Origin of the sequence: Massilia sp. 9096 (assembly GCF_000745265.1) — a bacterium.
In the GTDB taxonomy this organism is placed as follows: domain Bacteria; phylum Pseudomonadota; class Gammaproteobacteria; order Burkholderiales; family Burkholderiaceae_D; genus Telluria.
This window is the reverse complement of record NZ_JQNN01000001.1, coordinates 4,171,235-4,196,069: the sequence shown is the minus strand read 5'-3', so window position 1 is coordinate 4,196,069 and position 24,835 is coordinate 4,171,235. Positions and strand designations below refer to the sequence as shown.

Here is a 24,835-nt window from a genome sequence, read left to right as displayed (position 1 = left end):
AGAATGGTGCCAGGTCGCGAACGCAAGGAGAAGGCATGCAGCAATTGAACGTCGATGTCGCCGTGATCGGCGCCGGTACCGCCGGCCTGGTGGCCTACCGCGCCGCCAAGGCGCAGGGGGCGCGCACGATCCTGATCGAGGGTGGACCCTACGGCACCACCTGCGCGCGCGTGGGCTGCATGCCCAGCAAGCTGCTGATCGCGGCGGCCGAGGCCGCGCACATGATCGATGCCGCGCCCGGCTTTGGCGTGCATGCGGGCGAAAAGCGCGTCGATGGCGTGGCCGTGATGGCGCGCGTGCGCAACGAGCGCGACCGCTTCGTCGGCTTCGTAGTCGAAGGCGTCGAGCATATCCCGGCGGAAGACAAGCTGCGCGGCCATGCGCGCTTCACCGGGCCGCACACGCTGCAGGTCGACGGCGAAGACGGCCCGGTCGCCAAAATCGAGGCGGCGCGCATCGTGATCGCGACCGGTTCGACGCCGACGCGCGTGCCGCGCCTGGAAAACGTCGGCCCCGGCGTGGTCACCAGCGATGACGTATTTTATTGGCAGGACCTGCCGCGCTCGGTGGCGGTGATCGGCACCGGCGTGATCGGCCTGGAGCTCGGCCAGGCTCTCACGCGCCTGGGCGTGCGCGTGAGCGTGTACGCGCGCGGAGGCAGCGTGGCCCAGCTGAGCGACCCGGTGGTGCTGCGCAACGCCGCGCGCGTGATGGGCGAGGCGCTCGATCTGCATTTCCAGTCCGAGGTGGTCAACGCGGTGCAGGACGGCGACGAGGTCGTGCTCACCACGCGCGAAGCCGGCGAGGAACAGGCCGCGCGCTTCCAGTACGTGTTGATGGCGATCGGGCGCACGCCCAACGTATTCGACCTGGACATCGAGAAGGCCGGCCTGGCCTGCGGCGCCAACGGCGTGCCGCTGTTCGACAGCCGCACCATGCAGTGCGGATCCAGCCACATCTTCATCGCCGGCGACGCCAACAACGAGCGCCCGGTGCTGCCCGAAGCGGCCGACCACGGCAAGATCGCCGGCGACAATGCCGGCCGCTACCCGGACATCCGCCCGGGCCTGCGCCGCGCCGCCCTGACCACCGCCTTCACCGAACCGAACATCGTCACGCTCGGGTCCGGTTACAAGGATTTGTGCGCGCCGGGCAAGCCCAAGTTCGCGATCGGCCAGGTCTCGTTCGAGAACCAGGGCCGCAGCCGCGTCATGCTGCAGAACCAGGGCATGCTGCGCGTGTACGGGGAATATGGCAGCGGCCGCTTCCTGGGCGCGGAGATGATCGCGCCGCGCGGCGAACACCTGGGCCATTTGCTGGCCTGGGCGGTGCAGTCGCGCATGACGGTCGGAGAAATGCTGGAGATGCCGTTCTATCACCCGGTGGTCGAGGAGGGCGTGCGCACCGCGCTGCGCGACCTCGCCACCGAACTGGCCAAGGACGCCAGCAAGACCGACCCGGCCGACATGGAGCCGGGGACGTGATCGGTTGAACTCGGTTCAGTTCAAATAAGTGGCGTCCAGCTTGCCATCGGCGGCCAGCTGGCGCACGATCTTGATGGTGTCGATGTCGGCTTCCTGGTAGGCCGACTTCTTGAAGTCCTCGTACATCTTGCTCATCTCGTCGCCCGCTTCCGGGTTGCCGTCGTCGTAAAAGAAGCGCACCCACAGCACGCCTTCGCTCGGCGCCTCGATCGTCATCGTCATGCGCGACTCGGCGATCTCGCCCTGGGACGGGACTTCGTAGCGCACCTGCAGCAGCGGCGTGAGCACGACGCGGTCGGCGATCACCAGCTCGCCGTAGCGCAGGCTGCGCTTGAAGCTGCCGGCCTCGCGCTCGCTGATCGTGCATTCATCGAGGTGCGGCATGAAGCGTTTCGGGTCTTCGGCGCGCAGCACCAGGCCGCGCCAGAGCTGCTCGACGCTGATCGTGTCGATCAGCGGGTTCAGCGGGTCATTAATCTCAATCAGGTGTTCGAATTTCATCGTGCGTCTCTCTTATGGACATGCCGGCATGGTAACGCAAGGGCCGTAAGAGCACGATGTGGTGGCGTCGTGCGCTTTCCACAAGCTGAACAGCGACGCTGCTGCGTTCATGCAACAATTCAAGTGGGCGCGGATGGCGCGGCTTCGTTACAATGTTGAGCTGACTTCCAAGCATCCCTCCCCACTGATCCCATGTCCACCACCCCGAATTTCGGCCTGAACGGGCCGCAAAGCGAAGCCACGCTGTATCTGGACGGTCCTTGTCTGGTGCTGGCGGGCGCCGGCTCCGGCAAGACGCGCGTGATCACCCAGAAGATCGCCTACATGATCGAGCACCGCGGCTACGATCCGCGCACGATCGCGGCGCTCACCTTCACCAACAAGGCCGCGCTCGAGATGCAGGAACGCATCGGCAAGCTGCTCAAGCAGCCCAAGCAGGCCAAGCAGTTGACGGTGTCGACCTTCCACTCGCTGGGCGTCAAGATCCTGCGCCAGGAAGCGGCCGGCGTCGGCTTGAAGGACAAATTTTCGATCATGGACAGCGACGATTGCTACACCGTCGTGTCCGATCTCGCTTTGACTACCGACAAGAAGGAGATTCGCCACATCCAGAATGCCATCTCGCTGTGGAAGAACGGCCTGGTCGACCCCGAGGATGCGATCCGCGACGCCAAGGACGAGGACGAAGCACAAGCCGCGCGCATTTACCGCAGTTATCTGGCCACGCTGCAGGCCTACCAGGCGGTCGATTTCGACGATCTGATTCGCCTGCCGGTCGAACTGTTCCGCAACAACGAAGCGATCCGCGATCGCTGGCAGCGCCGCCTGCGCTACCTGCTCATGGACGAATATCAGGACACCAACACCTGTCAGTACGAACTGGTCAAGCTGATGGTGACCGGGGTGGGCAAAAAGCCGATGTTCACGGCGGTGGGCGACGACGACCAGGCCATTTATGCCTGGCGCGGCGCTTCGGTGGAAAACCTGCGGACGCTGCAGACCGATTTCCCCGACCTGCGCGTGATCAAGCTGGAGCAGAATTACCGCTCCACCACGCGCATCCTGCAGGCAGCCAACGCGGTCATCGGCAACAACCCGAAGCTGTTCGAGAAGGCGCTGTGGTCCGAGCACGGCCTGGGCGAGCCCATCAAAGTGCTGGGCATGCAAAGCGACGAGACCGAGGCCGACCAGATCGCGATGATGATCTCGTCCGAACGCTTCCAGCGCAAGAACAAATGGGCCGACTTCGCGATCCTGTACCGCGGCAACCACCAGGCGCGCGTGATCGAGCAGGCGCTGCGCAAGGAACGCATTCCGTACACGATCTCGGGCGGCCAGAGCTTCTTCGACAAGGCCGAGATCAAGGACATCATCGCCTACCTGCGCCTGATCGCCAACGAAGACGACGATCCGGCTTTCATCCGTGCGATCACGACGCCCAAGCGCGGCGTCGGCATGGCGACGCTGGAAAAGCTGGGCGAGTTCTCGCGCCAGTGGAACTGCTCGCTGTTCGCGGCGGCGTTCAAGGGCGGCATCGAGGGGATGCTGTCCGACCGCCAGCTGCACCCCTTGCGCGATTTCTGCAATTGGATCAACGAGCTGGAACACCAGGCGACGCGTCCCGGCCCGTCCGGCAGCGGCGACAACGCCGCCGAACTGCTCGACGAGATGATGAAGGAAATGAATTACGAGCACTACTTGTACGAGAACTTCGACGACAAGGCGGCGCAAAGCAAATGGCAGAACGTGCTCGAATTCGTCAACTGGCTGAAGGAACGCGGCCGTGGCGGACGCGACCGTGACGGCGAGGAGAAAAACCTGCTCGAGCTGACCCAGATGGTAGCGTTGATGTCGATGCTCGAAGGCCAGGACGAGGAGCAGGATGCGGTGCGCATGTCGACCCTGCACGCGTCGAAAGGCCTGGAGTATCCGCACGTCTACCTGGTCGGCGTCGAGGAGGGCATCCTGCCGCACAAGGGCGATCCGGACGACCCGATCGAAAAGATCGCCGCACGCATCCAGGAAGAGCGGCGCTTGATGTACGTCGGCATCACGCGTGCGCAGCGCACCTTGCACGTGACCTGGTGCAAGAAGAGAAAGCGCGCCGGTGAGCTGGTGCAGTGCGATCCATCGCGCTTCATCAAGGAGATGGCGCTCGAGGTCGGCGATGCGGCGCCCAAGGAAACCGAGATCCTCAGCCCCAAGGAACGCCTGGCCAACCTGAAGGCGCTGTTGTCGACGTCGACGCCGAAAGTGCCGTCCTGACGCCGGCGCCGCGTTATGATGCCGCTTTTATTGCCGGGGACCGCCGTGAGCGACGAAGACCGCATCATCGACATTGAAATCAAGCTGACCGACCAGGAAAACCTGGTCGACGCGCTCAACCGCACCGTCTACGAACAGGGCCGCCGCATCGACCAGCTCGAAGCCCTGGTGACCAAGATGGCCGAGCACATCCGCGTGATGCGCGACCGCGAGCAAGGCCCGGTCAACGAACGGCCGCCGCATTATTGACCGTGCTCGTCGCATGATCGACTGGAACCCGCCTCGGCGGGTTTTTTTATGCGCGAGTCGCTTGCGTCATTACGCTGCATTGCAGCATGGCAAAAAAACAGTCATTTTCGCGTAAGAAATTTACGCAAAGACTGTCCTAACAACTTAAAAATCAAAGAATTGCCGTAAAGATGTTGCGCACGATATGTTGGAAGACTCGCAACATTAAATTATCGCGTATGCTGCGGGGTTTCAGCTCTTGAGTAATCTGGATGGCAGCGCGACTCTGGATCAAAAAGTGCGAATTCCCTGGAACACACATTGTCTTTAGGAAATAAAATGCAAAAGACTGGTGCCGAACATCGAATTGGCCGCGTTCTCTTTTATCTGACCCTGATCTGGGGCGTCGCGATCTTCTGGATTGCGCCACGGCCCCCTCTGGTCGATTTCCCGCAGCACGCCGGGCAAGTTGCCTTGTGGCATGATCTCCTCATGGGGACTTCGCCGTGGAGCAAGATCTTCCTGATTAACCTGTACACCCCATATCTGATCGGCTACGGTTTGGCGCTGCCGCTGAGCTTCATCATGCCGGTCGGGGCGGCATTGAAGCTGATCCTGTCGGTCGCGTATGCGGCATTCGTCCTGCTCGGCAGCCGCCTGCGCGCGCAATTCGACGCCGACCCACGCCTGGACTGGTTCTTTTTCCCGACCTTTTTCGGCTTCGCCTACACCTGGGGCTTTTATACCTTCCTGGCGTCGACCCCGGTCGTGATCCTGTTCCTGCTGGTGGCCGACCGCTACGCGCGCCAGTTCTCGCTGCAGCGCGGCCTGGCGGTGACGGTGGTCGGCGTGCTGCTGCTGATGTCGCACGGACTGGCCTTCGTCTTCGGCGCCATCGTCGCCGGCGTCCTGTACACGGTGCGCTGCCGCGCCACCGGCGACCAATGGATGAAGCGCTGGCTGCAGGGCATCTGGGCATTCGTCGTGCCGGCCGCGGCCTGCGTGGCCATGTATGTGGTCAGCACCAAGATCCAGTCGGCCTACTGGGCGCAATACCACCTGCCCGTCTCGTGGAACATCAGCATCATGCGCCTGCCGCGCCTGGTGATCAATGCGACCGGCGACTACTACAATCCACGCATCCTGCTGGGCATCGCCGGCATCATCCTGTTCTTCACGCCGTGGATGATGGGCCTGCGCCTGAACCGACGCAATCCGGCGGCCTGGGTCATGCTGGTCATCCTGGGGATCATCGAATTCTTCGTGCCGAGCACGATGATCAGTACCGGTTACGTGTACGAGCGCTTCGCGCTGTATGCCTTCCCGGCCTATGCGCTGGTGTTCGTCGCCTCGTCGTTCGGCTCGGGTTCGGGTTCGAATGCGGCGCGCGGCGCGAACAGCGGTAGCGCTACCGCGGCGACGGCGGCGGTGGCGGTGGCGGTGGCGCCCAAGATAGCCCGTGCGCATGCGCGCGGCATGCTGGTGCTGATGGCCTGCGTGTGGTTCATTCTCGGTTACCACTCGATGGAAATGTACCGCTTCGCGCAAGAAGCCAAGGATTTCGAACCGGTGCTGGCCGCGATGCAGCCGGAGCAGCGCGTGCTGGCCCTGACGTATGCATCGCGCAGCGAGGACGCCGGCCTCGACATGGCGTACCGCCATTATGCGACCTGGTATCAATCGGAAAAGAAGGGCCTGGTCGATTTCAATTTCGGCTGGTTCCCGCCGCAGATCATCCGTTTCCGTACCGATCACCTGCCGCTGATCAAGGAAACCTTCCGCGCCGAAGCGTTTACGGTCGCGAAATTCCCGATCGATCCATATCGCTACATCATCGCGCGCGACACCGGTCCGCTGCCCGCCGACCTGTTCAAGGGCGCCGATTGCGCGCCGCGCCTGGTGATGAAGAGCGGCACCTGGACGCTGTTCGAGCGCAAGGATTGCCCGATCGCGGCGCGGGATTTGCCGGTGCACGGCTGATTTCTGGCCGGCGTTGCCGGTTCGTCCGAGATGTTGTGAGTTCGGCCCCGGCCCCCGTTATCCAGACGGGTGCCGGGGCCGAATGCTTTGCGGATCATTGCCGACTTGCGTGTGCTAGAGTGGCCTCGCCTGCATTTTATTGCCTCAACAACCTACACTGGACATCATGAGTGACAACACCCCCAGCCCGGAATTCTGGGAACGCGCCAACGCCTTCATCAACCTGGCCAACGACCAGTGCAGCACCGCCCATCCGAACGAAGTCAGCGCGTCCACCTTGTACGCCGCCGCCCGCTTCAACGCATTCATTGTCGCCAAGACCGTCGGGACGGCGGAGAACATGAAGCTCGAACGGGATCGCGCGCTGGAATACTTTACGGACCAGTTCCGCCAGATGATGGCTGCAAACCTGGATGATTTTGCGTCGAATTTCGACAAGTACATGCGGCCGGATGCGCCGTAAGCGGCATCTTCGCGATCATTCTTGCATCGCCTGAAGGGCTTGCCGTTGGTCTGTCTTTCGATAGGTCTGGTATTTGCAGGCGATGATTTGAGTTGTCTTATTGTTGATGTCCTCGGGAGGCCGCATGAAACCAAGTGAATCTGTCAAAGCGTTCGAAGACTTTGCATCCGCAAAGGGCGTCAATTTGCGAGTGTCTACGCCACGTGCCGGCATACAGGCCATGCTCGAATTCCAGGCAGAGGTGACTTGCGCCGCCTGCTCGGAAGATCTGTTGCTGTACGAGTGGGGCACTTATGATTGGGGATCGGGAAAATATTTCGAGCTTGCGATCACGCGCCAGTTCATCGAGGCGCAGCTCGACGACGATGATGCGATTAGTCAGCTGAGTCTGATCTACAAATATGTCCCTCGCCACGAGCTGGAAATCCTGGGTGTTGGCAACCAATGGCAGGATGGACCGGCGGATTTTCGGCAATTTATCTCCGGATCGGCTTCCTTCGCTCTGGTGGCCGACGCGATCCCGGATCAGGTCGAGATATCCCATTCCTACGTTTGACAGCCGATCATGACCATATCATGCAACTCGGCTCTGACTGGGCCGGCTTTGATTTTTCATCTCGTTATCGTCTTCGGAAGCGTGATAGGACTGTGCTGTATCGACTACGCCAGCTAAGGTGCAGACGATGACCAACGTCGGTGATGTGTACTTTGCGCTCGACGGCGATGAGTTCGAGCCCGACGAAGTCAGCGAGTGCATTGGTCTCGCGGCCACCGAAGTGCGCAGGAAGGCTCTAAACGAATTGGGCCGCCGCCTCTTCCGAAAAGTTCTGCATGGTCGGACAGCCCCGACTAGCGCGCATTGCTGACGCTGCGGCGGGTGTTCATGAGGTACGTGCCCGGCTTCGTCTACGTCGGCAGTTACCGGGACAAGCGCCAGCCTGCTTGTTACCCACCTCGCGTTGCTTCTCTTCGCCGTTGGGTGAGCGTTACAGGTTACGCACAGCGTAAATGTGGCTCAGGATGACATGACTGACTTTGAGTTGAAAAACCTTGCTGAAACTTGGTGTCGCTTATATCAAGGGAAGAGCAGTATCCAAGAGCGGGAGGCTGATTTCTGGTCATTCGAGGTCCTCTCGAGCCTATGCCGCGATAATCCTGACCTTGCTTGGAAAGTTATCGTTCAGATATACGCCAATCGGCCTGACGAGACAGTCCTTTCGAATCTGGCTACCGGACCCCTAGAGGATCTTTTTGTGTATCAGGGCGACCTGGCCTTGCCGTGGGTTGATAAATATTGCGCAAACGAAGCTAATTTCGTTAAGGTCCTGCAGATGGTTTGGCGCAACGCGATGTCAGACGACGTTTGGAATGGGCTGAAGCGAACGGTTGAACGATACACTTGAGCCGTTATCGTTGAGCAGTCGAATGCATCAAATGAGGGAAATGGATGGGCAAGAACAGACTAGAAGCCTTCAGCGACGGCGTCATCGCCATCATCATCACCATCATGGTGCTGGAACTCAAAGTCCCGCACAGCCCGGATTTCCGCGCGCTGCTGCCGCTGTGGCCCGTGTTCATGAGCTATGTGCTCAGCTTCGTCTACGTCGGCATTTACTGGAACAACCACCATCACATGCTGCACGCCGTGAAGGAAGTCAGCGGCGGCGTGCTGTGGGCGAACCTGCATTTGCTGTTCTGGCTGTCCTTGATTCCGTTCGTGACCGGCTGGATGGGCGAGAACCATTTCGAGACCGGGCCGACCGCCGCGTATGGCTTCGTGCTGCTGATGTGCGCGGCCGCGTATTCGATCCTGGCACGCCGGTTGGTCGTGAATCACGAAAAGAACGCGATGCTGGCCGAAGCCATCGGCGACGATCGCAAAGGCAAAATCTCGATCGTGCTGTACCTGGTCGGGGCCGGCTTGTCGTGGTGGGCGGCCTGGCTCGGCTTTGTCGTGTATGCGGCGGTGGCGGTGATGTGGCTGATTCCCGACCGGCGCATCGAAGAAAAAGTGATCGAGGAAATCGAGCAGGAAGAAGCGGCGAACGACAAACAGCCCTGATTTGCCGTTATATACATACATCGAAATCGCAACACATCCGATGTAACCATTCTGCAATAACCCTGCTATGATCTTGCGCGACCGTGCTGCCGGGGCCGTTCCGGCAGCGTCCTTACAGTGTCCGCGAAAGATCCAATGAAACGTCACCACAGCTTCATCGTTGCGGCCAGCATCGCGCTGGCATATGCGGCGAGCGCCACCCCTTCCTTCGCCGCATCGACCGCCTCCGCAAGCACCCTCGACGCCTCGAATCCATTTGCCCAGGTCAGCCCGCTGCCTTTCCACTACCCGCAGTTCGACAAGATCAAGCCGGAACACTTCAAGCCCGCGTATGAAGCCGGCATGCGCGAGCAGCTGCGCGAAGTCGATGCGATCGCCGCTAACCGTGCGGCGCCGACGTTCGACAACACCATCGTCGCGATGGAGAAATCGGGACGCCTGCTGGCGCGCGTGTCGACCACGTTCTCGAACCTGCAGTCGGCCAACACCAACGACGACCTGGACGCGATCGACCGCGAGATGTCGCCGGTCCTGGCTGCGCACCAGGACGCGATCTACATGAACGCCAAGCTGTTCGCGCGCGTGAAAGCGGTGTACGACAAGCGCGCCAGCCTCAAGCTCGATGCCGAATCCGAGCACCTGCTGGAACGCTACCACCGCGACTTCGTGCGCGCGGGCGCGAACCTGTCGAACGCCGACAAGGAAAAACTCAAAGCCTACAACGGCGAGATCGCCAGCCTGCAGTCGAAGTTCGCGCAGAACACGCTGAAGGAAGCCAACGCCTCGGCGCTGATCGTCGATACCCGCGCGGAACTGGCCGGCCTGTCCGACACGCAGATCGCCGCTGCCGCCGACGAAGCCAAGAAGCGCGGCCAGGACGGCAAGTTCGCCATCGTGCTGGGCAACACCACCGGCCAGGCGCCGCTGGCCCAGCTGACCAACCGCACCACGCGCGAGCGCCTGCTGGCCGCGTCGATGGCGCGCGGCAGCCGCGGCGGCGAATTCGACAACCGCCAGCTGGTGCTGCGCCTGGTGACGCTGCGCGCGCAAAAGGCCGCGCTGCTGGGCTACCCGAACTTCGCAGCCTATTCGCTCGAGACCGAGACCGCCAAGAATCCGCAAGCCGTCAATAAGCTGCTGGCCGACGTGATCAAGCCGGCCGAGGCCAACGCGCGCAACGAAGCCGGCGAAATCCAGAAGGTGATCGATGCGGAGAAGGGCGGCTTCCAGGTCGGTCCGCAGGACTGGGCCTATTACACCGACAAGGTGCGCGCGCAAAAGTTTGCGTTCGACGAGAACCAGCTCAAGCCGTATTTTGAGATGAACAACGTGGTGCTGAACGGCGTGTTCTACGCCGCCAACAAGGAATTCGGCATCAGCTTCAAGGAGCGCCACGACCTGCCGGTGTACGACCCGGACGTGCGCGTGTTTGACGTGTTCGACACCGACGGCAAGCAGCTGGCGATCTTCATCATGGATTACTACGCCCGCCCTAACAAGCAGGGCGGCGCCTGGGAAAACGAGTACGTCACCCAGAACAAGCTGCTGGGCACGATGCCGGTGGTGGCGAACCACCTGAACATTCCGAAGCCGCCCGCCGGCCAGCCGACGCTGCTGACCTTCGACGAAGTCACCACCGCCTTCCACGAGTTCGGCCATGCGCTGCACAGCATGTTCTCGAACGTGAAGTACCCGACCTTCGGCGGCGCCAACACCGCGCGCGACTTCGTCGAGTACCCGTCGCAGCAGAACGAGATGTGGGCCAGCTGGCCCGAAGTGCTGGCCAGCTACGCCAAGCACTACCAGACCGGTGCGCCGATGCCGAAGGCGCTGCTGGACAAGGTGCTGGCGACCAAGACCTTCAACATGGGCTACATCACGACCGAGTACACGGCCGCGGCGATCCTCGACCAGCAGTGGCACCAGCTGGCCCCGAACGCGATCCCGACCGACGTGCTGGGCTTCGAGGCGCAGGCGCTGGCCAACAACGGCGCCGACTTCAAGCCGGTCCCGCCGCGCTACCGCACGACCTACTTCTCGCACAGCTTCTCGCTGGGCTACTCGGCCGGCTACTACGCTTACCTGTGGAGCGAAAAGCTGGCGGCCGACACCTCGGCCTGGTTCCGCGAGAACGGCGGCCTGCAGCGCAAGAACGGCGACACCTACCGCAAGATGGTGCTCTCGCGCGGCGGCTCGCAGGACGAGCTCAAGACCTACCACGACTTCCGCGGCCGCGATGCCGACATCAAGCCGCTGCTGGAGCGCCGCGGCTTGACCGGTAACTAAGCATTTCCTGGTACATCCGCGTGGACACGCATTCGAGGCCCCGGCCTCGGGTGCCCGCGCGGATGGCCGCACAGAGCACTGCCCAGCAGCACCCACAAGAACGAAGAAACAAAAATCCAACACCCTGGAGCCCACGAGAATGAACCGTTCCCACATCCTGGCCATCGCCGTTACCGCGGCTTGCGCCAACCTGGCCTACGCCGCACCGGCGTCGATGCTGCCGGCCTCGAACCCGTTCGCCAAGGAGAGCACGCTGCCTTTCCGCTATCCGGCCTTCGACAAGATCCACGATGCCGACTACGCGCCGGCGTTCGAAGAAGGCATGCGCCAGCACGCGCTCGAGGTCGAAGCGATCGCCGACAACAAGGCCGCGCCGACGTTTGATAACACCATCGTCGCGATGGAGAAGTCGGGCCGGCTGCTGGACCGTGTGTCGACCGTCTTCTTCAACCTGGTCGGCTGCAACACCGACGAGCAGATGGATGCGCTGGACAAGGAACTGGCGCCCAAGCTTGCCGCGCACAACGACGCGATCCACCTGAACGCCAAGCTGTACGCGCGCGTGAAGACCCTGTACGACAAGCGCGACAAGCTGCACCTGGACGCGGAATCGAAGTACCTGCTCGAGCGCTACAACCTCGACTTCGTGCGCGCGGGCGCGAACCTGTCGGATGCGGACAAGGCCAAGCTGAAGGACTACAACGCCAAGATCGCCGCGCTGCAGACCCAGTTCAGCCAGAACGTGCTAAAGGAAGCCAACGCCTCGGCGCTGGTGGTCGATTCGCGCGCGGAACTGGCCGGCATGAGCGACAAGGCGATCGACGCCGCCGCTGCGCTGGCCAAGAAGGATGGCCTGGACGGCAAGTTCAAGGTGCCGGTCGTGAACACCACCCAGCAGGCCCCGCTGGCCGTGCTGACCAACCGCGCCACGCGCCAGAAGCTGCTGGCGCTGTCGCTGGCGCGCGGCAGCCACGGTGGCCCGTACGACAACCGCGACGTCGTGCTGCAGCTGACCAGGCTGCGCGCCGAACGCGCCCAGCTGCTCGGCTACCCGAGCCATGCCGCCTACATCCTGGACGACCAGACCGCCAAGGACACCGCCACCGTCAACAAGCTGCTGGCCGACTTCGCCGCGCCGGCGGTGCGCAACGCCAAGAAGGAAGCGGCCGAGATCCAGGCCGTCATCGACCGCGAGAAGGGCGGCTTCCAGGCCACCGCCGCCGACTGGGATTTTTATAGCGACAAGGTGCGCCAGGAGAAGTACGCCTTCGACCAGAGCCAGCTGCGCCCGTACTTCGAGTACAACAACGTGCTGCTGAACGGCGTGTTCTTCGCCGCCGGCAAGGAGTACGGCATCACGTTCAAGGAGCGCAAGGACCTGCCGGTGTACAACCCGGACGTGCGCGTGTTCGACGTGTTCGATGCGAACGGCAAGCAGCTGGCGATCTTCCTGCACGACCCGTACGCGCGTTCGAACAAGCGCGGCGGCGCCTGGATGAACGCCTACGTCACGCAGAACAAGTTGATGGGCACGATGCCGGTGGTGGCGAACCACCTGAACATCCCGAAGCCGGCCGCCGGCGAGCCGACCCTGCTGACCTACGATGAAGTGCGCACCATGTTCCACGAGTTCGGCCATGCGCTGCACGGCATGTTCTCGAACGTGAAGTACCCGCGCTTCGGCGGCACCCACGTCCCGCGCGACTTCGTCGAGTTCCCGTCGCAGGTCAACGAGATGTGGATGGCCTGGCCGGAAGTGCTGGCCAACTACGCCAAGCATTACCAGACCGGCGCGCCGATGCCGAAGGAACTGCTCGACAAGGTGCAGGCGTCCAAGAAGTTCAACGAGGGTTATCGGACCACCGAGTACCTGGGCGCCGCGATGCTCGACCAGAACTGGCACCAGCTGTCGGCCAACCAGATCCCGACCGACGTGCTGGCCTTCGAAGCCGACGCGCTGCACAAGGACGGCGTCGACTTCCCGCTGGTGCCGCCGCGCTACCGCACGACCTACTTCTCGCACGTGTTCTCGGGCGGCTACTCGTCCGGCTACTACGGCTACCTGTGGGCCGAAAAGCTGGACGCCGACACGGTCGAGTGGTTCAAGGAAAACGGCGGCCTGCTGCGCAAGAACGGCGACCGCTTCCGCCAGATGCTGCTGTCCAAAGGCGGCACCATGGACGCGATGCAGATGTACCGCAGCTTCCGCGGCCGCGATGCCGAGATCCAGCCGCTGCTCGAGCGCCGCGGCCTGACCGGCGAATAAGACCCACGGCCTAGGCTTGTTATTGGCCTGACCTGAACGCCGTCCCGGCCCGCCCGGGGCGGCGTTTTGTTTTCGTGGGCGCTCAGCGCGCATCGGGTATAAACTTTGTACAACAAGCACGACGACATCAAGCAATACGTATGCAGGCATTACACGGCATCACCCTCGAATCCTTGCTGACCCGGCTGGTCGAGCACTACGGCTGGGCCGAACTCGGCCGCCGTATCGACATCAACTGCTTCATCAAGGATCCCAGCATCAAGTCGAGCCTGAAGTTCCTGCGCAAGACGCCCTGGGCCCGGGAAAAGGTCGAGAAGCTGTACCTCGAGACCCGCTTCACCAACTAAGGAACACGAAAGGACCACGCCATGTTGAACGACAACAACGACAATGCCGACAACCTGAAGGCGCATCTCAAAACCCTGCACCGCCACCTCGAGGACACCGGCCAGGTCGACGACGAACTCGAGATGCTGCTGCGCCAGCTCGACGGCGACATCAAGCACGTGCTCGACAAGCACGCCGACGACCCCGATGCCAATACCTACGGCCTGGCGTCGCGCACCCAGGAGCTGACCGCCCGCTTTGCGCTGCGCCATCCCAAGCTCGAGCCGGCGCTGCGCGAACTCAACAATATCCTGACCAGCATGGGGATCTAAAACAACGCTTGTCCTCGGCTTTTGCCCATGGATGAGCCAAGTCTTTGATAATAAAACCAATTTTTAGGGGAGGGCCAGTCACGATATTGGAATTCCGGTAGAATGTCGGCCAATGAACTCCCCCGCCAATCTCTTCTCGAACGTTGCCAAACGTTCCAGCCGTGCTCCCGCTGCCCCCTTCCTGCCCATGTCGCGCGCCGAGATGGACAAGCTGGGCTGGGATTCGTGCGACATCATCCTGATCACCGGCGACGCCTACATCGACCATCCCAGTTTCGGCATGGCGCTGGTCGGGCGCCTGCTCGAAGCGCAGGGTTACCGCGTCGGCATCATCAGCCAGCCGGACTGGACCTCCGTGGAGCCGTTCCGCGCGCTCGGCAAGCCCAATTTGTACTGGGGCATCACCGCCGGCAACATGGACTCGATGGTCAACCGCTACACGGCCGACCGCAAGATCCGCTCGGACGACGCCTATACCCCGGACGGCGCGCCCAATAAACGGCCGGACCGCGCCGTGACGGTCTACTGCCAGCGCGCGCGCGAAGCGTTCCCGGGCGTGCCGGTCATCGCCGGTTCGATCGAGGCCTCGCTGCGCCGCATCGCGCATTACGATTACTGGTCGGACAAGGTGCGCCGCTCGGTGCTGTTCGAATCGAAGGCGGACCTGGTCATCTTCGGCAACGCCGAGCGCGCGCTGGTCGACGTCACGCGCCGCATCGCGGCCGGGGAAAACATCAAGCAGATCCGCGACCTGCGCGGCACCGCCTTCCTGGTGCCGCACGGCTGGATGCCGGACGAGGAGTGGACCGTGCATAACTCCACGCGCGTGGACGTGCCGGGCCGCATCGACAAGGTGCCGAACCCGTACGCGATGGCGCTGGAAGATCCGAAGCAGTGCGCGCGCGACAACGCCGGGCCGGAGCCGGATTCACAGCCGATCCTGAAACCGATCGTCATCATGACGCGCGAAGAACGCCAGGCCGCCGCGCGCGAAAAAGCCCGCAAGACCGTGGTGCGCCTGCCGGGTTTCGAGACCGTCAGCGAAGACCCGGTGATGTACGCGCACGCCTCGCGCGTGTTCCACCTCGAGTCGAACCCGGGCAACGCGCGCGCGCTGGTGCAGCAGCACGGCGACCGCGACGTCTGGCTGAACCCGCCGCCGCTGCCGCTCGCCATGGACGAGATGGACAACGTGTACGACCTGCCGTACGCGCGCGCGCCGCACCCGAGCTATGGCAAGGCGCACATCCCGGCCTGGGAAATGATCCGCTATTCGGTCAACATCATGCGCGGCTGCTTCGGCGGCTGCACCTTCTGCTCGATTACCGAGCACGAAGGCCGCATCATCCAGAGCCGCTCGGAGCCGTCGATCCTGCGCGAGATCGAGCTGATCCGCGACACGACCAAGAATTTCGCGGGCACCATCACCGACCTCGGCGGCCCGACCGCCAACATGTACCGCCTGTCGTGCAAGGACAAGAAGATCGAGGAGTCGTGCCGCCGCCTGTCGTGCGTCTACCCGACCATCTGCTCGAACCTGGGCACCGACCACAGCAAACTGATCTCGCTGTACCGCAAGGCGCGCGCGATTCCCGGCATCAAGAAGATCCTGATCGGTTCCGGCCTGCGCTACGACCTGGCCGTGCGTTCGCCCGAGTACGTCAAGGAACTGGTCACGCACCACGTCGGCGGTTTGCTGAAGATCGCGCCGGAGCACACCGAGGAGGGCACGCTTTCCAAGATGATGAAGCCGGGCATCGGCGCCTACGACGAGTTCAAGGCGCTGTTCGACAAGTACTCGAAGGAAGCGGGCAAGAAGCAGTACCTGATCCCCTACTTCATCGCCGCCCACCCGGGCTCGACCGACGAGGACATGCTCAACCTCGCCTTGTGGCTCAAGAAGAACAACTTCCACCTCGACCAGGTGCAGACCTTCACGCCGACCCCGATGGCGATGGCGACCACGATGTACCACAGCGGCAAGAACCCGCTGCACAAGGTCACCGACGAGTCGGAAGAAGTCATCACCGCCAAGAGCGGCAAGACGCGCAAGCTGCATAAAGCCTTCCTGCGCTACTACGATCCGGAAAACTGGCCGGTGCTGCGCGAGGGCCTGAAACGCATGGGCCGCGGCGACCTGATCGGCAATGGCGAGCGTCACCTGGTGCCGCCGCCGGGCAGCGAAGCCGAGGCGGCGCACGAGCGCGGTGAGCGCAAGCACCTGCCGCTGGTGGCCGAAGCCAGAAGCGCCGCGCCGAAGGGCCGCGTGATCGAAGTGGCGGCGCGCCGTGGCGCCCAGCCGCGTGGCGAGGAACGTGTCTTCGCGCGCGGGGGCGATCGTGCCCCGGCCGGTGGCGGATTCGCGCCGCCTCCGGGCAAGGCCAAGGCCGGCATCCTGTCGACCATCAAGGCCAAGCCGAGGGCAGGGCGCAAGTAAAGGGCTCGCGCTTAATAAAGTCGCAAATGAAACCGGGGCGCAGGCTCCGGTTTTTTTTCGTCCCGAGCACTACGCTGGGGACGCCAGGCAGCCGTTTCAATCCGTGGCCTCATGACCACAGTCAAGATATCTGACTAGCGCCATAGTCGAATTGTGCAAGGGGCGTTTCTAAAACCATGTAAGATAGTTCTTTGAGGAAACAACCGTTTAATTGCGACCATCATTTTACGGTAAGTTCATGAAAGAACCGTGGTGATCGATATTCAGACCTTCATGCTGGCGCTCGGCGTCGGCAATGTCGCTTTTGCGCTGCTGATGGCGTGCTACATGCACGGCGCCGAGCGCAGCCTGGCGCTGCGCGACTGGATGTGGGCGCGCCTGGCATGTGGCCTGGGCGAATGCGCCTGGTGGATCGCACCGCGCATGGGATCGCACGTCTTCGAGGTGTTCGCGCTGGGCGTCTGGATCGGCGGGGTTCTGCTCGAAGTGGCCGCGTATTGCCGTTTCTTCGGTTTTCGCAGCTTGTGGCGTTTGATGCCGGTACCGATCGGAATCGCTATCGTCACGATTGGATGTGCGCTGTTCGCCGGCGCATCGCGCACGCAGATGACTGCAGTCGTCGGCGGCCTGATCGCCGTGTACACCTTCAATGCATCAGTGGTACTGCTGGATCTGCGCAAGAAGCGCACGCTGCTCGAGCGCATCATCGGCGTCAACGACGTGCTGTATGCGCTCGCGATCGGTATCTGGCTGGTGGTGGAAAAAGGCGCCAATGCGGGCGGCACGACTGTCATCGGCGGCCTCGCCTACCTGGCCAGCTACCTCCTGATGATCGTCACCGGCTTCGGTTTCCTGTTGATGTGCAAGCAGCGCGACGATCGCCAGATGCAGCGCATGGCCACGATCGATTCGCTGACCGATGCGCTGAACCGGCGCGCCTTTTTCGAGCGCGCCGAAAGCGCGCGCCAGCTGACGCTGCGCCTGCGCAAGCCGCTGGCGCTGCTGATGCTCGACCTCGACCACTTCAAGCAGCTCAACGACAACTTCGGCCATGCCTGCGGCGACCAGGCGCTGCGCCTGTTCGCCGACACCGCGCGCGGCGTGCTGCGCGATCCGGATCTGCTGGGCCGCCTGGGCGGCGAGGAATTCGCGCTTGCGCTGCCCGGCACGCCGCTGGAGGGCGCGCTGCAGGCCGCCGAACGCCTGCGCGTCACGCTCAGCCAAGCCGTGATCGACTGCGCCCCGACTTACCGCATGAGCGTCAGTATCGGCCTGGTGATGGTGGAGCCGAACGAGGAACTGACCGCGGCGCTGGCGCGCGCCGACCACGCGCTGTATGCCGCCAAGACCGGCGGGCGCAACCGCGTCGAAGTCGGGCCGGCGATCTTCAAGAGCGCCTGACGCCGAGGCGCCGGCGGCATCGTGCTGCGCGATCTCAAGCGAGGCAAACCTGCTCGCTATATTGCCCGTCGAGGCGCGCGATAGTCCTGCTCCTGCCCGCCAACCGCCCCGGCCCAGTCGAGGGCGGCGCGCTCGCTATCAATATCGGCGGGGACGTCGTCGAGCACCATCACCTCGTTTTGCTCCGGCAGCACGAGCGTCGGCAGATACCCTTCGAAGCCATCCTCGTCGATCACCGCCCGGGTCATCTCGATGAATTGGTCGATCATGACTTGCGCTGGAACGCCGACCCCAGCATGGCGGCATCGAAGCCCGGCGTGCCGCTGCCGTCGACGGCGTAGCGGTACAGCACCGCCGAATAGATACCGGTCAGGGTCGCATGGACCAGCGCGCATGCCAGCACGGCCAGCACGACGAACACGGCGGCGGCGACGAACAGCCATGGGCTGAGCGCGGCTGCGACGGGCACCAGCACGATCGCCAGCACGGCGATGGCGCCGGCCAGCCCGAAGTACACCAGGCCGAAGGCGGCGCCAAGGCCGGTCTGGCCGACCAGGTTTTCGCCCCAGGTGCGCTTGAGCAAGCTGGCGCTTTCCGAAATCGAGTCGATCGCGCCACCGTTGCGCGTGACGATGACGGGCACCACCAGGTAGGTCGCCACCGCCCAGCCGGCGCCGATCAGGCCGACGATCAGGCGGCCGATGAAGCCGACGCGCTCCTGGATGCTGCGCAGGATCACGCCGATGGTGGCCGAGATGACGGCGTAGCCGAGGATCGCGCCGAGACGGCTGTTGGCGATGCGCAGGCCGTCGCCCAGCGTCGGGCTGCCGCCGTCGAGCCGGACCATGACCGCGCCGACCAGCGCCGTGTTGAAATAAAAGATGACGAAGTATTGGACCACGTAGAACAGGAAGGCGGCCGAATACAGGCCGGAGCGGCCCAGGCCGTCGATCGACTTGAAGCCGAACAGGGGCAGCAGGAAGGCGGCGACGACCAGCATCATCGTGACGCCGGAGATCACCGGGAACAACATCAGGTGGTTGTCGCGGCGCAGGATGCGCGCGCTTGCGCGGACGAGATCGAAACTGCGCTTGAAGCGATCGAACATGGCGGACTCCTTGGTTGACGGGGGTGTCAACAAAAGAGGTTACCAGAACGCAAGAGTCGGAAAGTCGAATTCTCACGACGCCCGAAAAGAAAAAAGGCCCGGCAAGCGGACCTTTTTTCATGCATCTGGCGGAGCGGACGGGGCTCGCCCACGTGCCGCGGGCCGCGGAATCGCTTGCAAGCGATTCCCTTCGAGCCCCGAACCGGATCTCCCGCAGGGGAGATCCTCTGTACCTGAAAAGAAAAAAGGCCCGGCAAGCGGACCTTTTTTCATGCATCTGGCGGAGCGGACGGGGCTCGAACCCGCGACCCCCGGCGTGACAGGCCGGTATTCTAACCAACTGAACTACCGCTCCGTTTTACTTTGATCGGTGCTTCATTTTCCGATACCTAGGATGGTGGGCGCTGAGAGGCTCGAACTCCCGACCTAATCCTTGTAAGGGATCCGCTCTACCAACTGAGCTAAGCGCCCTCTTGCGAGGTATCTTGCAACGTTTGTCATCACGTCTGAAGAGGCACGCATCATAGCCTCCGGTTCAAAGCTGCGCAAGAGGTTTTCCGAAAAAATTGAACATTTCGACGCGCCATGCAAAGTGCATATATCACAAAGTGTTGTATGTAAGCTGCTGGAAAACTTATCCCTTGCATAAGGATAATCATATATTCGACAATGTCGCCTTTGATAAACCGACATGTAAAGACATCAACAAGATGCGGCGTCGGTTGCGCGGCCCTCAGGCGGCCGCCGGGAACGAGGAATAGCGGAGACACGCGGCTTTTTTACTCTTCCCTAGGAAAAAAACTCAATGAACAAAATGTCCAAGATGCATAAGCGCGTCATCGCCGCGCATGGCGCGCTGCTCGCACTGGCGACCCTGCCGGTCGGCGCCGCCCTGGCCCAGACCGCACAAACCGATCAGTCGTCCCAGACGACCCAGCTGCAGACCGTGACCGTGACCGCCCAGCGCCGCGCCGAGAATATCAAGGACGTGCCGGTGTCGGTGTCGACCATCAAGGGCGACAAGCTGGACGTGCTGATGTCCGGCGGCGACGACATCCGCGTGCTGGCCGCCAAGGTCCCGAGCTTGAACATTGAGTCTTCCAACGGCCGCACCTTCCCGCGCTTTTACATCCGCGGCTACGGCAATACCGACTTCTCGACCTTCGCGTCGCAGCCGGTGTCGCTGGTGTACGACGACATCGTCCAGGAAAACGGCATCCTGAAAGGTTTCCCGATCTTCGACGTCGCCGGCGTCGAAGTGCTGCGCGGTCCGCAGGGCACCCTGTTCGGCCGTAACACCCCGGCCGGCGTGGTCAAGTTCGATTCCGAGAAGCCGAACACGAAAAAGCTCGAGGGCTACTACAACGTGTCGGCCGGCACCCACGCCACCGAGAGCCTCGAAGGCGCCGTCAACATCCCGCTGTCGAAGGAATGGGCGATGCGCGTGTCGACCCTGCGCCAGCGCCGCGACGACTACGTCAGCAACTACAGCGACCTCGCCAAGACCCACAAGACCGGCGACCTGGACGGCTATAACGAGCATGCCGAACGTGTCCAGATCATGTACGCCCCGACGGACGGCACCTTCACCGCGCTGTTCAACGCCCACGAGCGCGTCACCGACGGCAGCGCGCGCCTGTTCCGCGCCAACCTGATCCAGAAGGGCACGAACGACTTCGCGCCGGGTACTGACCTGAACAGCATCGTCACCAACGCCCTCAACAACCAGAGCCTGAAGACCACCGGCACCAACCTGCGCCTGACCTGGGACCTGGGCGACGTCAAGCTGTACTCGATCACCGGCTACGAAGGCGTCGACCATTACTACAGCCGCGGCGACATCGACGGCGGCATCCCCGCCGGCCCGGGCGTGGTCCCGTTCCAGGTGCAGACCGGCGGCGGCCTGAAGGACCTGAGCCAGTGGTCGCAGGAATTCCGTCTCGAATCGAAGAACAGCGGCCCGCTGAACTGGCAGGCCGGCGTGTACTACTTCAATGAAGATGCGACCGGTTACAGCAACAACTACGACAGCACCACCCAGGCCCAGACTTCGCACGTCGAGTCGAACCAGAAGAACAAGGCCGGCGCCGTGTTCGGTTCGGTCACCTACGCGGTCAACGATGCCTTCACGGTGCGCGGCGGCGTGCGTTACACCGATGACAAGAAAGACTTCATCACGCTGGCCCACGACAACGTCGTCCTGATCGGACCGGCCGGCGTCAACGAGAGCAAGAGCAAGGTGAGCTGGGATGCCTCCGGCACCTACAAGCTGACCAACGACGTCAACCTGTACGCGCGCGTCGCCACCGGTTTCCGCGCCCCGTCGATCGCCGCCGCTTCGGCGTCGGTGCCGGTGACGGTCGCGGATGCCGAGACCATCACCTCGTACGAAGGCGGTATCAAGGCCGACCTGTTCGAGCGCCGCGCCCGCGTCGCGTTCTCGCTGTACGACTATGAAGTCAAGAACCAGCAGCTGACCGTGGTTGGCGGCAACTCCAACGTCACCAAGCTGATCAACGCCGCCAAGTCGTCCGGCCGCGGCGCCGAGCTCGAGCTCGAAGGCATCGTCACGCCGTCGCTGCGCCTGAACGCCAGCGCATCGTACAACTTCACCGAGATCAAGGATCCGAACCTGTACGTCGCCAAGTGCGCCCAGTGCACGATCACCGACCCGATCGCCGCCAACGGCCTGGTGTCGATCAACGGCAACGCACTGCCGCAGGCGCCGCACTGGATCGCGAACGCGTCGGCGCGCTACGGCATCCCGGTCGGCGACGGCGAGTTCTTCGTCTACACCGACTGGTCGTGGCGTTCGAAGATCAACTTCTTCCTGTACGAAGCCGCCGAGTTCACCGGCAAGCCGTTGACCGAAGGCGGCGTGCGCGTCGGCTACACCTGGGCGGAAGGCAAGTACGAACTGGCCGCGTTCGCCCGCAACGTCCTCGACCAGCGCCGCATCACCGGCGCCATCGACTTCAACAACCTGACCGGCTTCACCAACGAGCCGCGCGTCTTCGGTTTGCAGTTCAAGGGCAACTTCTGATCTGAACGCATGACGTGAAACGGGTCGCGCGCGACGCGGCCCATGCGAAGTCCGACACCCTGCACAGCGCACGCTGGCAGGGTGTTTTTGTTTGACATGAAAAAATCCGGAAGGCACCTCGTACGCTTTCTGGTATCACCATGTGGCGCCGATGTCGGACGCTGTACGTGACGAGCTGCGGCGCGCTGCACTGCCTGCAGCGATAGGCAAGGGTGGCAGGGCAAGCCTGCAGCCGCATGCGGTAACAGGCCGCGAAGAAACGCGGCCTTTTTTATCGCCCTACCGCAGCGTCCTGCAACGGGGGGAGATTTAACAATTATCTGTTCCAGATCAATACGAATACCTGAGCAGTCGATCAACGCCTGAAAGTCAATACAAAAGTGTAATCGATGGGTCTTTTGCCTAGGAATATGTTCTTCTGTCGATTTCACAATTTCCCGAACAATATAGGTTTTAGCGCTACCGCATGGCAGATCTGTTGTATTTGCATCGAATTCAATTGTGAAATTTCCGCGTACATATAAAGTTCGCGCTACTCTGCCTTATCCGCTTTCAGACGGAAATTCGGCGTGCTGATCTGGCGCTGAATAAAACGAGATCTCAAGCATTCGTGCTTGCGGAAAATCAAAAACTTGATGCTTTTCTTTATTAAGGAAGAAACATGAAGTCTCAGCAATCGATCACCCCTGCAGTCCTGAAGTTGTGCGCCGCCGCCGTCATCGGCCTGGGCGCCGCCGCCAGCACCGGCGTCTCGGCCGCGCCGGCGTCGCAGGTGGCCGCCATCGGCGACCAGACCGACCGCCTCATCGTCAAATACAAGGAGGATGCCGCGCCGATGTCGGTCAAGGGCAATGCCGCCGCCGTTGCACAACTGAAGGCCGCGCCGCTCGCGAGCACCCGCAGGGCGCTGCTCGACAGCGTCGGCCAGAAGCACGGCACGCAAATGAAAGAGCTGCACTCGATCGCCACCGGCGCCCGCATCCTCAAGCTCGACCGCAAGATGGGGCTGGCGGACGTGCGCAAGGTCGCGGCCGACCTGGTCGCCAGCGATCCGAACGTCGAGTACGCCGAGCCGGACCGCATGATGCACGCGCTGCTCACCCCGAACGACACCAGCTACAGCCAGCAGTGGGATTATTACGAGGCCACCGGCGGCATCAACATGCCGGCCGCCTGGGACAAGTCGACCGGGGCCGGCGTCAAGGTCGCCGTGATCGACACCGGCTACCGCCCGCACGCGGACCTGTCCGGCCAGTTCCTGCAAGGTTATGACTTCATCTCCGACGCCACCATCGGCAACGACGGCAACGGCCGCGACAGCGACGCCAGCGACCCGGGCGACTGGGTCACCGCCGGCGAATGCGGCAGCGGCCAGCCAGCCGAGAACTCGAGCTGGCACGGCACCCACGTGTCCGGCACCATCGCCGCGCTGACCAACAACGGCAGCGGCGTCGCCGGCATCGCCTACGGCGCCAAGATCGTGCCCTTGCGCGTGCTCGGCAAGTGCGGCGGCTACACCTCGGACATCGCCGACGCCATCGTCTGGGCCTCGGGCGGCAGCGTCTCGGGTGTCCCGGCCAACGCCAACCCGGCGCGCGTGATCAGCATGTCGCTGGGCGGCGGCGGCGCCTGCGACACCACGACGCAAAACGCGATCAACAGTGCGCGCTCGCGCAACACCGTGGTCGTGGTCGCGGCCGGCAACGAGGCACAGAACGCCAGCAATTCGAGTCCGGCCAACTGCTCGGGCACGATCGTCGTGGCGGCGACCAACCGTTCGGGCGGGCGCGCATCCTACTCGAACTACGGCACCATCGTGACGATCGCGGCCCCGGGCGGCGACACCGGCGCCGGCATCCTGTCGACGCTGAACGCCGGCACCACCACGCCGGGCGCCGACAGCTACGCGTTCTACATGGGCACGTCGATGGCGACCCCGCACGTCTCCGCCGTGGTCGCGTTGATGCTGGCCAAGAACCCGAACCTGACCCCGGACGACGTCGCCGCGCGCCTGAAGTCGAGCGCGCGCGCCTTCCCGGCCAGCTGCTCGGGCTGCGGCGCCGGCATCCTCGATGCATCGGCCGCAATCGACGCCGCCACCGGCGCGGGCTCGGGCACCGGCACCACGATCTCGGAAACCGAGTCGAACAACACGGTCAGCACCGCCAACAAGGTGACGACGTCCGGCACGACGGTCAACGGTACGATGTCGAGCAGCTCGGACACCGACTACTTCTCGGTCTCGCTCCCGGCCGGCAAGACCCTGGCGTCGACCCTGACCCCGAACTCGAGCTCGGACTACGACCTGAGTATCTACAACTCGGCCGGTACCCAGATCACGTCCAGCACCAACGGCACCGGCGCGGTCGATTCGGCATCGGTGGTCAACAACGGCACGACGGCGGTGACGGTGTATGTGCGCGTGGTCTACTACAGCGGCGGCACCGGCTCGACCAGCGGCAAGTACACGCTGAAGCTGGTGTGGTAAGCCGGACGTAGCATGAGCAGCATGCACGCTCGCACGGGCGTGCGTTGTCTGGAATTTTCTTAATATTCAATTACTTGAGAAAAATTTCCTGCGGTAAATTACCCAAAAACGGCCCCAAGCGGGCCGTTTTTTATTACGCTGCAGGATAGCTTTATTCCCTTCGC

Annotated in this window: 21 protein-coding genes and 2 tRNA genes; 17 read left to right on the top strand and 6 right to left on the bottom strand. The window is 62.9% G+C overall.

Annotation, left to right across the window (positions count from 1 at the left end; genetic code table 11):
- Positions 1-35 precede the first annotated feature (35 nt).
- Positions 36-1,484 (top strand): dihydrolipoyl dehydrogenase, encoded by a 1,449-nt coding sequence (locus FA90_RS18125; protein ID WP_036171108.1) that lies wholly within the window; start codon positions 36-38, stop codon positions 1,482-1,484.
- A gap of 15 nt (positions 1,485-1,499) precedes the next feature.
- Here the strand turns inward: FA90_RS18125 and FA90_RS18120 are convergent, their stop codons facing one another.
- Complete coding sequence (locus FA90_RS18120) at positions 1,500-1,985, bottom strand: SRPBCC family protein (RefSeq protein ID WP_036171105.1); 486 nt, start codon at positions 1,983-1,985, stop codon at positions 1,500-1,502.
- Between the two features lie 192 nt (positions 1,986-2,177).
- Between FA90_RS18120 and FA90_RS18115 the strand changes: the two genes are divergently transcribed.
- Entirely contained in the window at positions 2,178-4,250 is a 2,073-nt protein-coding gene (locus FA90_RS18115; RefSeq protein WP_081933922.1) for a UvrD-helicase domain-containing protein, read from the top strand.
- A 45-nt stretch (positions 4,251-4,295) separates the two neighbouring features.
- Positions 4,296-4,499, top strand: coding sequence for a SlyX family protein (locus FA90_RS18110; RefSeq protein ID WP_036171103.1), 204 nt, complete (start codon positions 4,296-4,298; stop codon positions 4,497-4,499).
- 306 nt (positions 4,500-4,805) lie between these two features.
- Here FA90_RS18110 and FA90_RS26605 read toward each other — a convergent pair whose 3' ends face one another.
- Positions 4,806-4,961, bottom strand: a complete 156-nt coding sequence (locus tag FA90_RS26605) for a hypothetical protein (protein WP_156116765.1) — start codon at positions 4,959-4,961, stop codon at positions 4,806-4,808.
- A gap of 9 nt (positions 4,962-4,970) precedes the next feature.
- On the opposite strand from FA90_RS26605, the gene FA90_RS18105 reads away from it, so the two are divergent.
- The 12 genes from FA90_RS18105 (at position 4,971) to FA90_RS18050 (ending at position 18,032) form a co-directional block, all read left to right on the top strand.
- Positions 4,971-6,458, top strand: coding sequence for a hypothetical protein (locus tag FA90_RS18105; protein ID WP_036171100.1), 1,488 nt, complete (start codon positions 4,971-4,973; stop codon positions 6,456-6,458).
- 166 nt (positions 6,459-6,624) lie between these two features.
- Positions 6,625-6,921, top strand: coding sequence for a DUF3144 domain-containing protein (locus FA90_RS18100; RefSeq protein ID WP_036171097.1), 297 nt, complete (start codon positions 6,625-6,627; stop codon positions 6,919-6,921).
- A gap of 124 nt (positions 6,922-7,045) precedes the next feature.
- Positions 7,046-7,477, top strand: a complete 432-nt coding sequence (locus FA90_RS18095; RefSeq protein ID WP_156116764.1) for a hypothetical protein — start codon at positions 7,046-7,048, stop codon at positions 7,475-7,477.
- Positions 7,478-7,604: 127 nt separating this feature from the next.
- On the top strand, positions 7,605-7,787 hold the full coding sequence (locus tag FA90_RS18090) for a hypothetical protein (protein WP_036171091.1): 183 nt from the start codon (positions 7,605-7,607) through the stop codon (positions 7,785-7,787).
- Positions 7,788-7,946: 159 nt separating this feature from the next.
- On the top strand, positions 7,947-8,324 hold the full coding sequence (locus tag FA90_RS18085) for a DUF6869 domain-containing protein (protein ID WP_036171088.1): 378 nt from the start codon (positions 7,947-7,949) through the stop codon (positions 8,322-8,324).
- Between the two features lie 44 nt (positions 8,325-8,368).
- A complete protein-coding gene (locus FA90_RS18080) occupies positions 8,369-8,983 on the top strand; it encodes a TMEM175 family protein (protein ID WP_036171085.1) in 615 nt (204 codons plus the stop codon).
- A gap of 135 nt (positions 8,984-9,118) precedes the next feature.
- Positions 9,119-11,269, top strand: a complete 2,151-nt coding sequence (locus FA90_RS18075; protein ID WP_036171082.1) for a M3 family metallopeptidase — start codon at positions 9,119-9,121, stop codon at positions 11,267-11,269.
- A gap of 139 nt (positions 11,270-11,408) precedes the next feature.
- Complete coding sequence (locus tag FA90_RS18070; RefSeq protein WP_036171080.1) at positions 11,409-13,535, top strand: M3 family metallopeptidase; 2,127 nt, start codon at positions 11,409-11,411, stop codon at positions 13,533-13,535.
- 140 nt (positions 13,536-13,675) lie between these two features.
- Positions 13,676-13,882, top strand: a complete 207-nt coding sequence (locus FA90_RS18065; RefSeq protein ID WP_036171077.1) for a VF530 family DNA-binding protein — start codon at positions 13,676-13,678, stop codon at positions 13,880-13,882.
- Between the two features lie 21 nt (positions 13,883-13,903).
- Entirely contained in the window at positions 13,904-14,194 is a 291-nt protein-coding gene (locus FA90_RS18060; RefSeq protein ID WP_036171074.1) for a DUF4404 family protein, read from the top strand.
- A 112-nt stretch (positions 14,195-14,306) separates the two neighbouring features.
- Entirely contained in the window at positions 14,307-16,631 is a 2,325-nt protein-coding gene (locus FA90_RS18055; RefSeq protein ID WP_081933921.1) for a YgiQ family radical SAM protein, read from the top strand.
- Between the two features lie 249 nt (positions 16,632-16,880).
- Positions 16,881-18,032 carry a diguanylate cyclase gene (locus tag FA90_RS18050; protein WP_239700810.1) on the top strand — a complete coding sequence of 384 codons (1,152 nt, stop codon included), beginning with the start codon at positions 16,881-16,883 and terminating at the stop codon, positions 18,030-18,032.
- Positions 18,033-18,088: 56 nt separating this feature from the next.
- On the opposite strand, the gene FA90_RS18045 is transcribed toward FA90_RS18050, so the two are convergent.
- The 4 genes from FA90_RS18045 to FA90_RS18030 form a co-directional block, all read right to left on the bottom strand.
- The gene (locus FA90_RS18045; protein ID WP_036171069.1) at positions 18,089-18,301 is read right to left on the bottom strand and encodes a hypothetical protein; all 213 of its coding nucleotides are present in this window, start codon (positions 18,299-18,301) and stop codon (positions 18,089-18,091) included.
- On the bottom strand, positions 18,298-19,140 hold the full coding sequence (locus tag FA90_RS18040) for a DUF6159 family protein (RefSeq protein WP_036171067.1): 843 nt from the start codon (positions 19,138-19,140) through the stop codon (positions 18,298-18,300). The genes FA90_RS18045 and FA90_RS18040 overlap by 4 nt, the downstream gene beginning before the upstream one ends.
- Before the next feature lie 278 nt (positions 19,141-19,418).
- Positions 19,419-19,495 (bottom strand) — tRNA-Asp (locus FA90_RS18035).
- Positions 19,496-19,535: 40 nt separating this feature from the next.
- Positions 19,536-19,611: transfer RNA gene (locus FA90_RS18030), tRNA-Val, on the bottom strand.
- 334 nt (positions 19,612-19,945) lie between these two features.
- Here FA90_RS18030 and FA90_RS18025 point away from each other — a divergent pair.
- Positions 19,946-22,183 (top strand): TonB-dependent receptor, encoded by a 2,238-nt coding sequence (locus tag FA90_RS18025; RefSeq protein WP_081933920.1) that lies wholly within the window; start codon positions 19,946-19,948, stop codon positions 22,181-22,183.
- A 661-nt stretch (positions 22,184-22,844) separates the two neighbouring features.
- The gene (locus FA90_RS18020) at positions 22,845-24,671 is read left to right on the top strand and encodes a S8 family peptidase (protein WP_036171065.1); all 1,827 of its coding nucleotides are present in this window, start codon (positions 22,845-22,847) and stop codon (positions 24,669-24,671) included.
- Positions 24,672-24,835: the final 164 nt, after the last annotated feature.

Coding starts and splice junctions, on each gene's coding strand:
- FA90_RS18060 (WP_036171074.1), top strand. CDS start 13,904: ATGTTGAACGACAACAACGACAATGCCGACAACCTGAAGGCGCATCTC.
- FA90_RS18105 (WP_036171100.1), top strand. CDS start 4,971: ATGGGGACTTCGCCGTGGAGCAAGATCTTCCTGATTAACCTGTACACC.
- FA90_RS18090 (WP_036171091.1), top strand. CDS start 7,605: ATGACCAACGTCGGTGATGTGTACTTTGCGCTCGACGGCGATGAGTTC.
- FA90_RS18020 (WP_036171065.1), top strand. CDS start 22,845: ATGAAGTCTCAGCAATCGATCACCCCTGCAGTCCTGAAGTTGTGCGCC.
- FA90_RS18115 (WP_081933922.1), top strand. CDS start 2,178: ATGTCCACCACCCCGAATTTCGGCCTGAACGGGCCGCAAAGCGAAGCC.
- FA90_RS18040 (WP_036171067.1), bottom strand. CDS start 19,140: ATGTTCGATCGCTTCAAGCGCAGTTTCGATCTCGTCCGCGCAAGCGCG.
- FA90_RS18120 (WP_036171105.1), bottom strand. CDS start 1,985: ATGAAATTCGAACACCTGATTGAGATTAATGACCCGCTGAACCCGCTG.
- FA90_RS18070 (WP_036171080.1), top strand. CDS start 11,409: ATGAACCGTTCCCACATCCTGGCCATCGCCGTTACCGCGGCTTGCGCC.
- FA90_RS18055 (WP_081933921.1), top strand. CDS start 14,307: ATGAACTCCCCCGCCAATCTCTTCTCGAACGTTGCCAAACGTTCCAGC.
- FA90_RS18065 (WP_036171077.1), top strand. CDS start 13,676: ATGCAGGCATTACACGGCATCACCCTCGAATCCTTGCTGACCCGGCTG.
- FA90_RS18025 (WP_081933920.1), top strand. CDS start 19,946: ATGAACAAAATGTCCAAGATGCATAAGCGCGTCATCGCCGCGCATGGC.
- FA90_RS18080 (WP_036171085.1), top strand. CDS start 8,369: ATGGGCAAGAACAGACTAGAAGCCTTCAGCGACGGCGTCATCGCCATC.
- FA90_RS18045 (WP_036171069.1), bottom strand. CDS start 18,301: ATGATCGACCAATTCATCGAGATGACCCGGGCGGTGATCGACGAGGAT.
- FA90_RS18095 (WP_156116764.1), top strand. CDS start 7,046: ATGAAACCAAGTGAATCTGTCAAAGCGTTCGAAGACTTTGCATCCGCA.
- FA90_RS26605 (WP_156116765.1), bottom strand. CDS start 4,961: ATGCCACAAGGCAACTTGCCCGGCGTGCTGCGGGAAATCGACCAGAGG.
- FA90_RS18085 (WP_036171088.1), top strand. CDS start 7,947: ATGACTGACTTTGAGTTGAAAAACCTTGCTGAAACTTGGTGTCGCTTA.
- FA90_RS18125 (WP_036171108.1), top strand. CDS start 36: ATGCAGCAATTGAACGTCGATGTCGCCGTGATCGGCGCCGGTACCGCC.
- FA90_RS18100 (WP_036171097.1), top strand. CDS start 6,625: ATGAGTGACAACACCCCCAGCCCGGAATTCTGGGAACGCGCCAACGCC.
- FA90_RS18075 (WP_036171082.1), top strand. CDS start 9,119: ATGAAACGTCACCACAGCTTCATCGTTGCGGCCAGCATCGCGCTGGCA.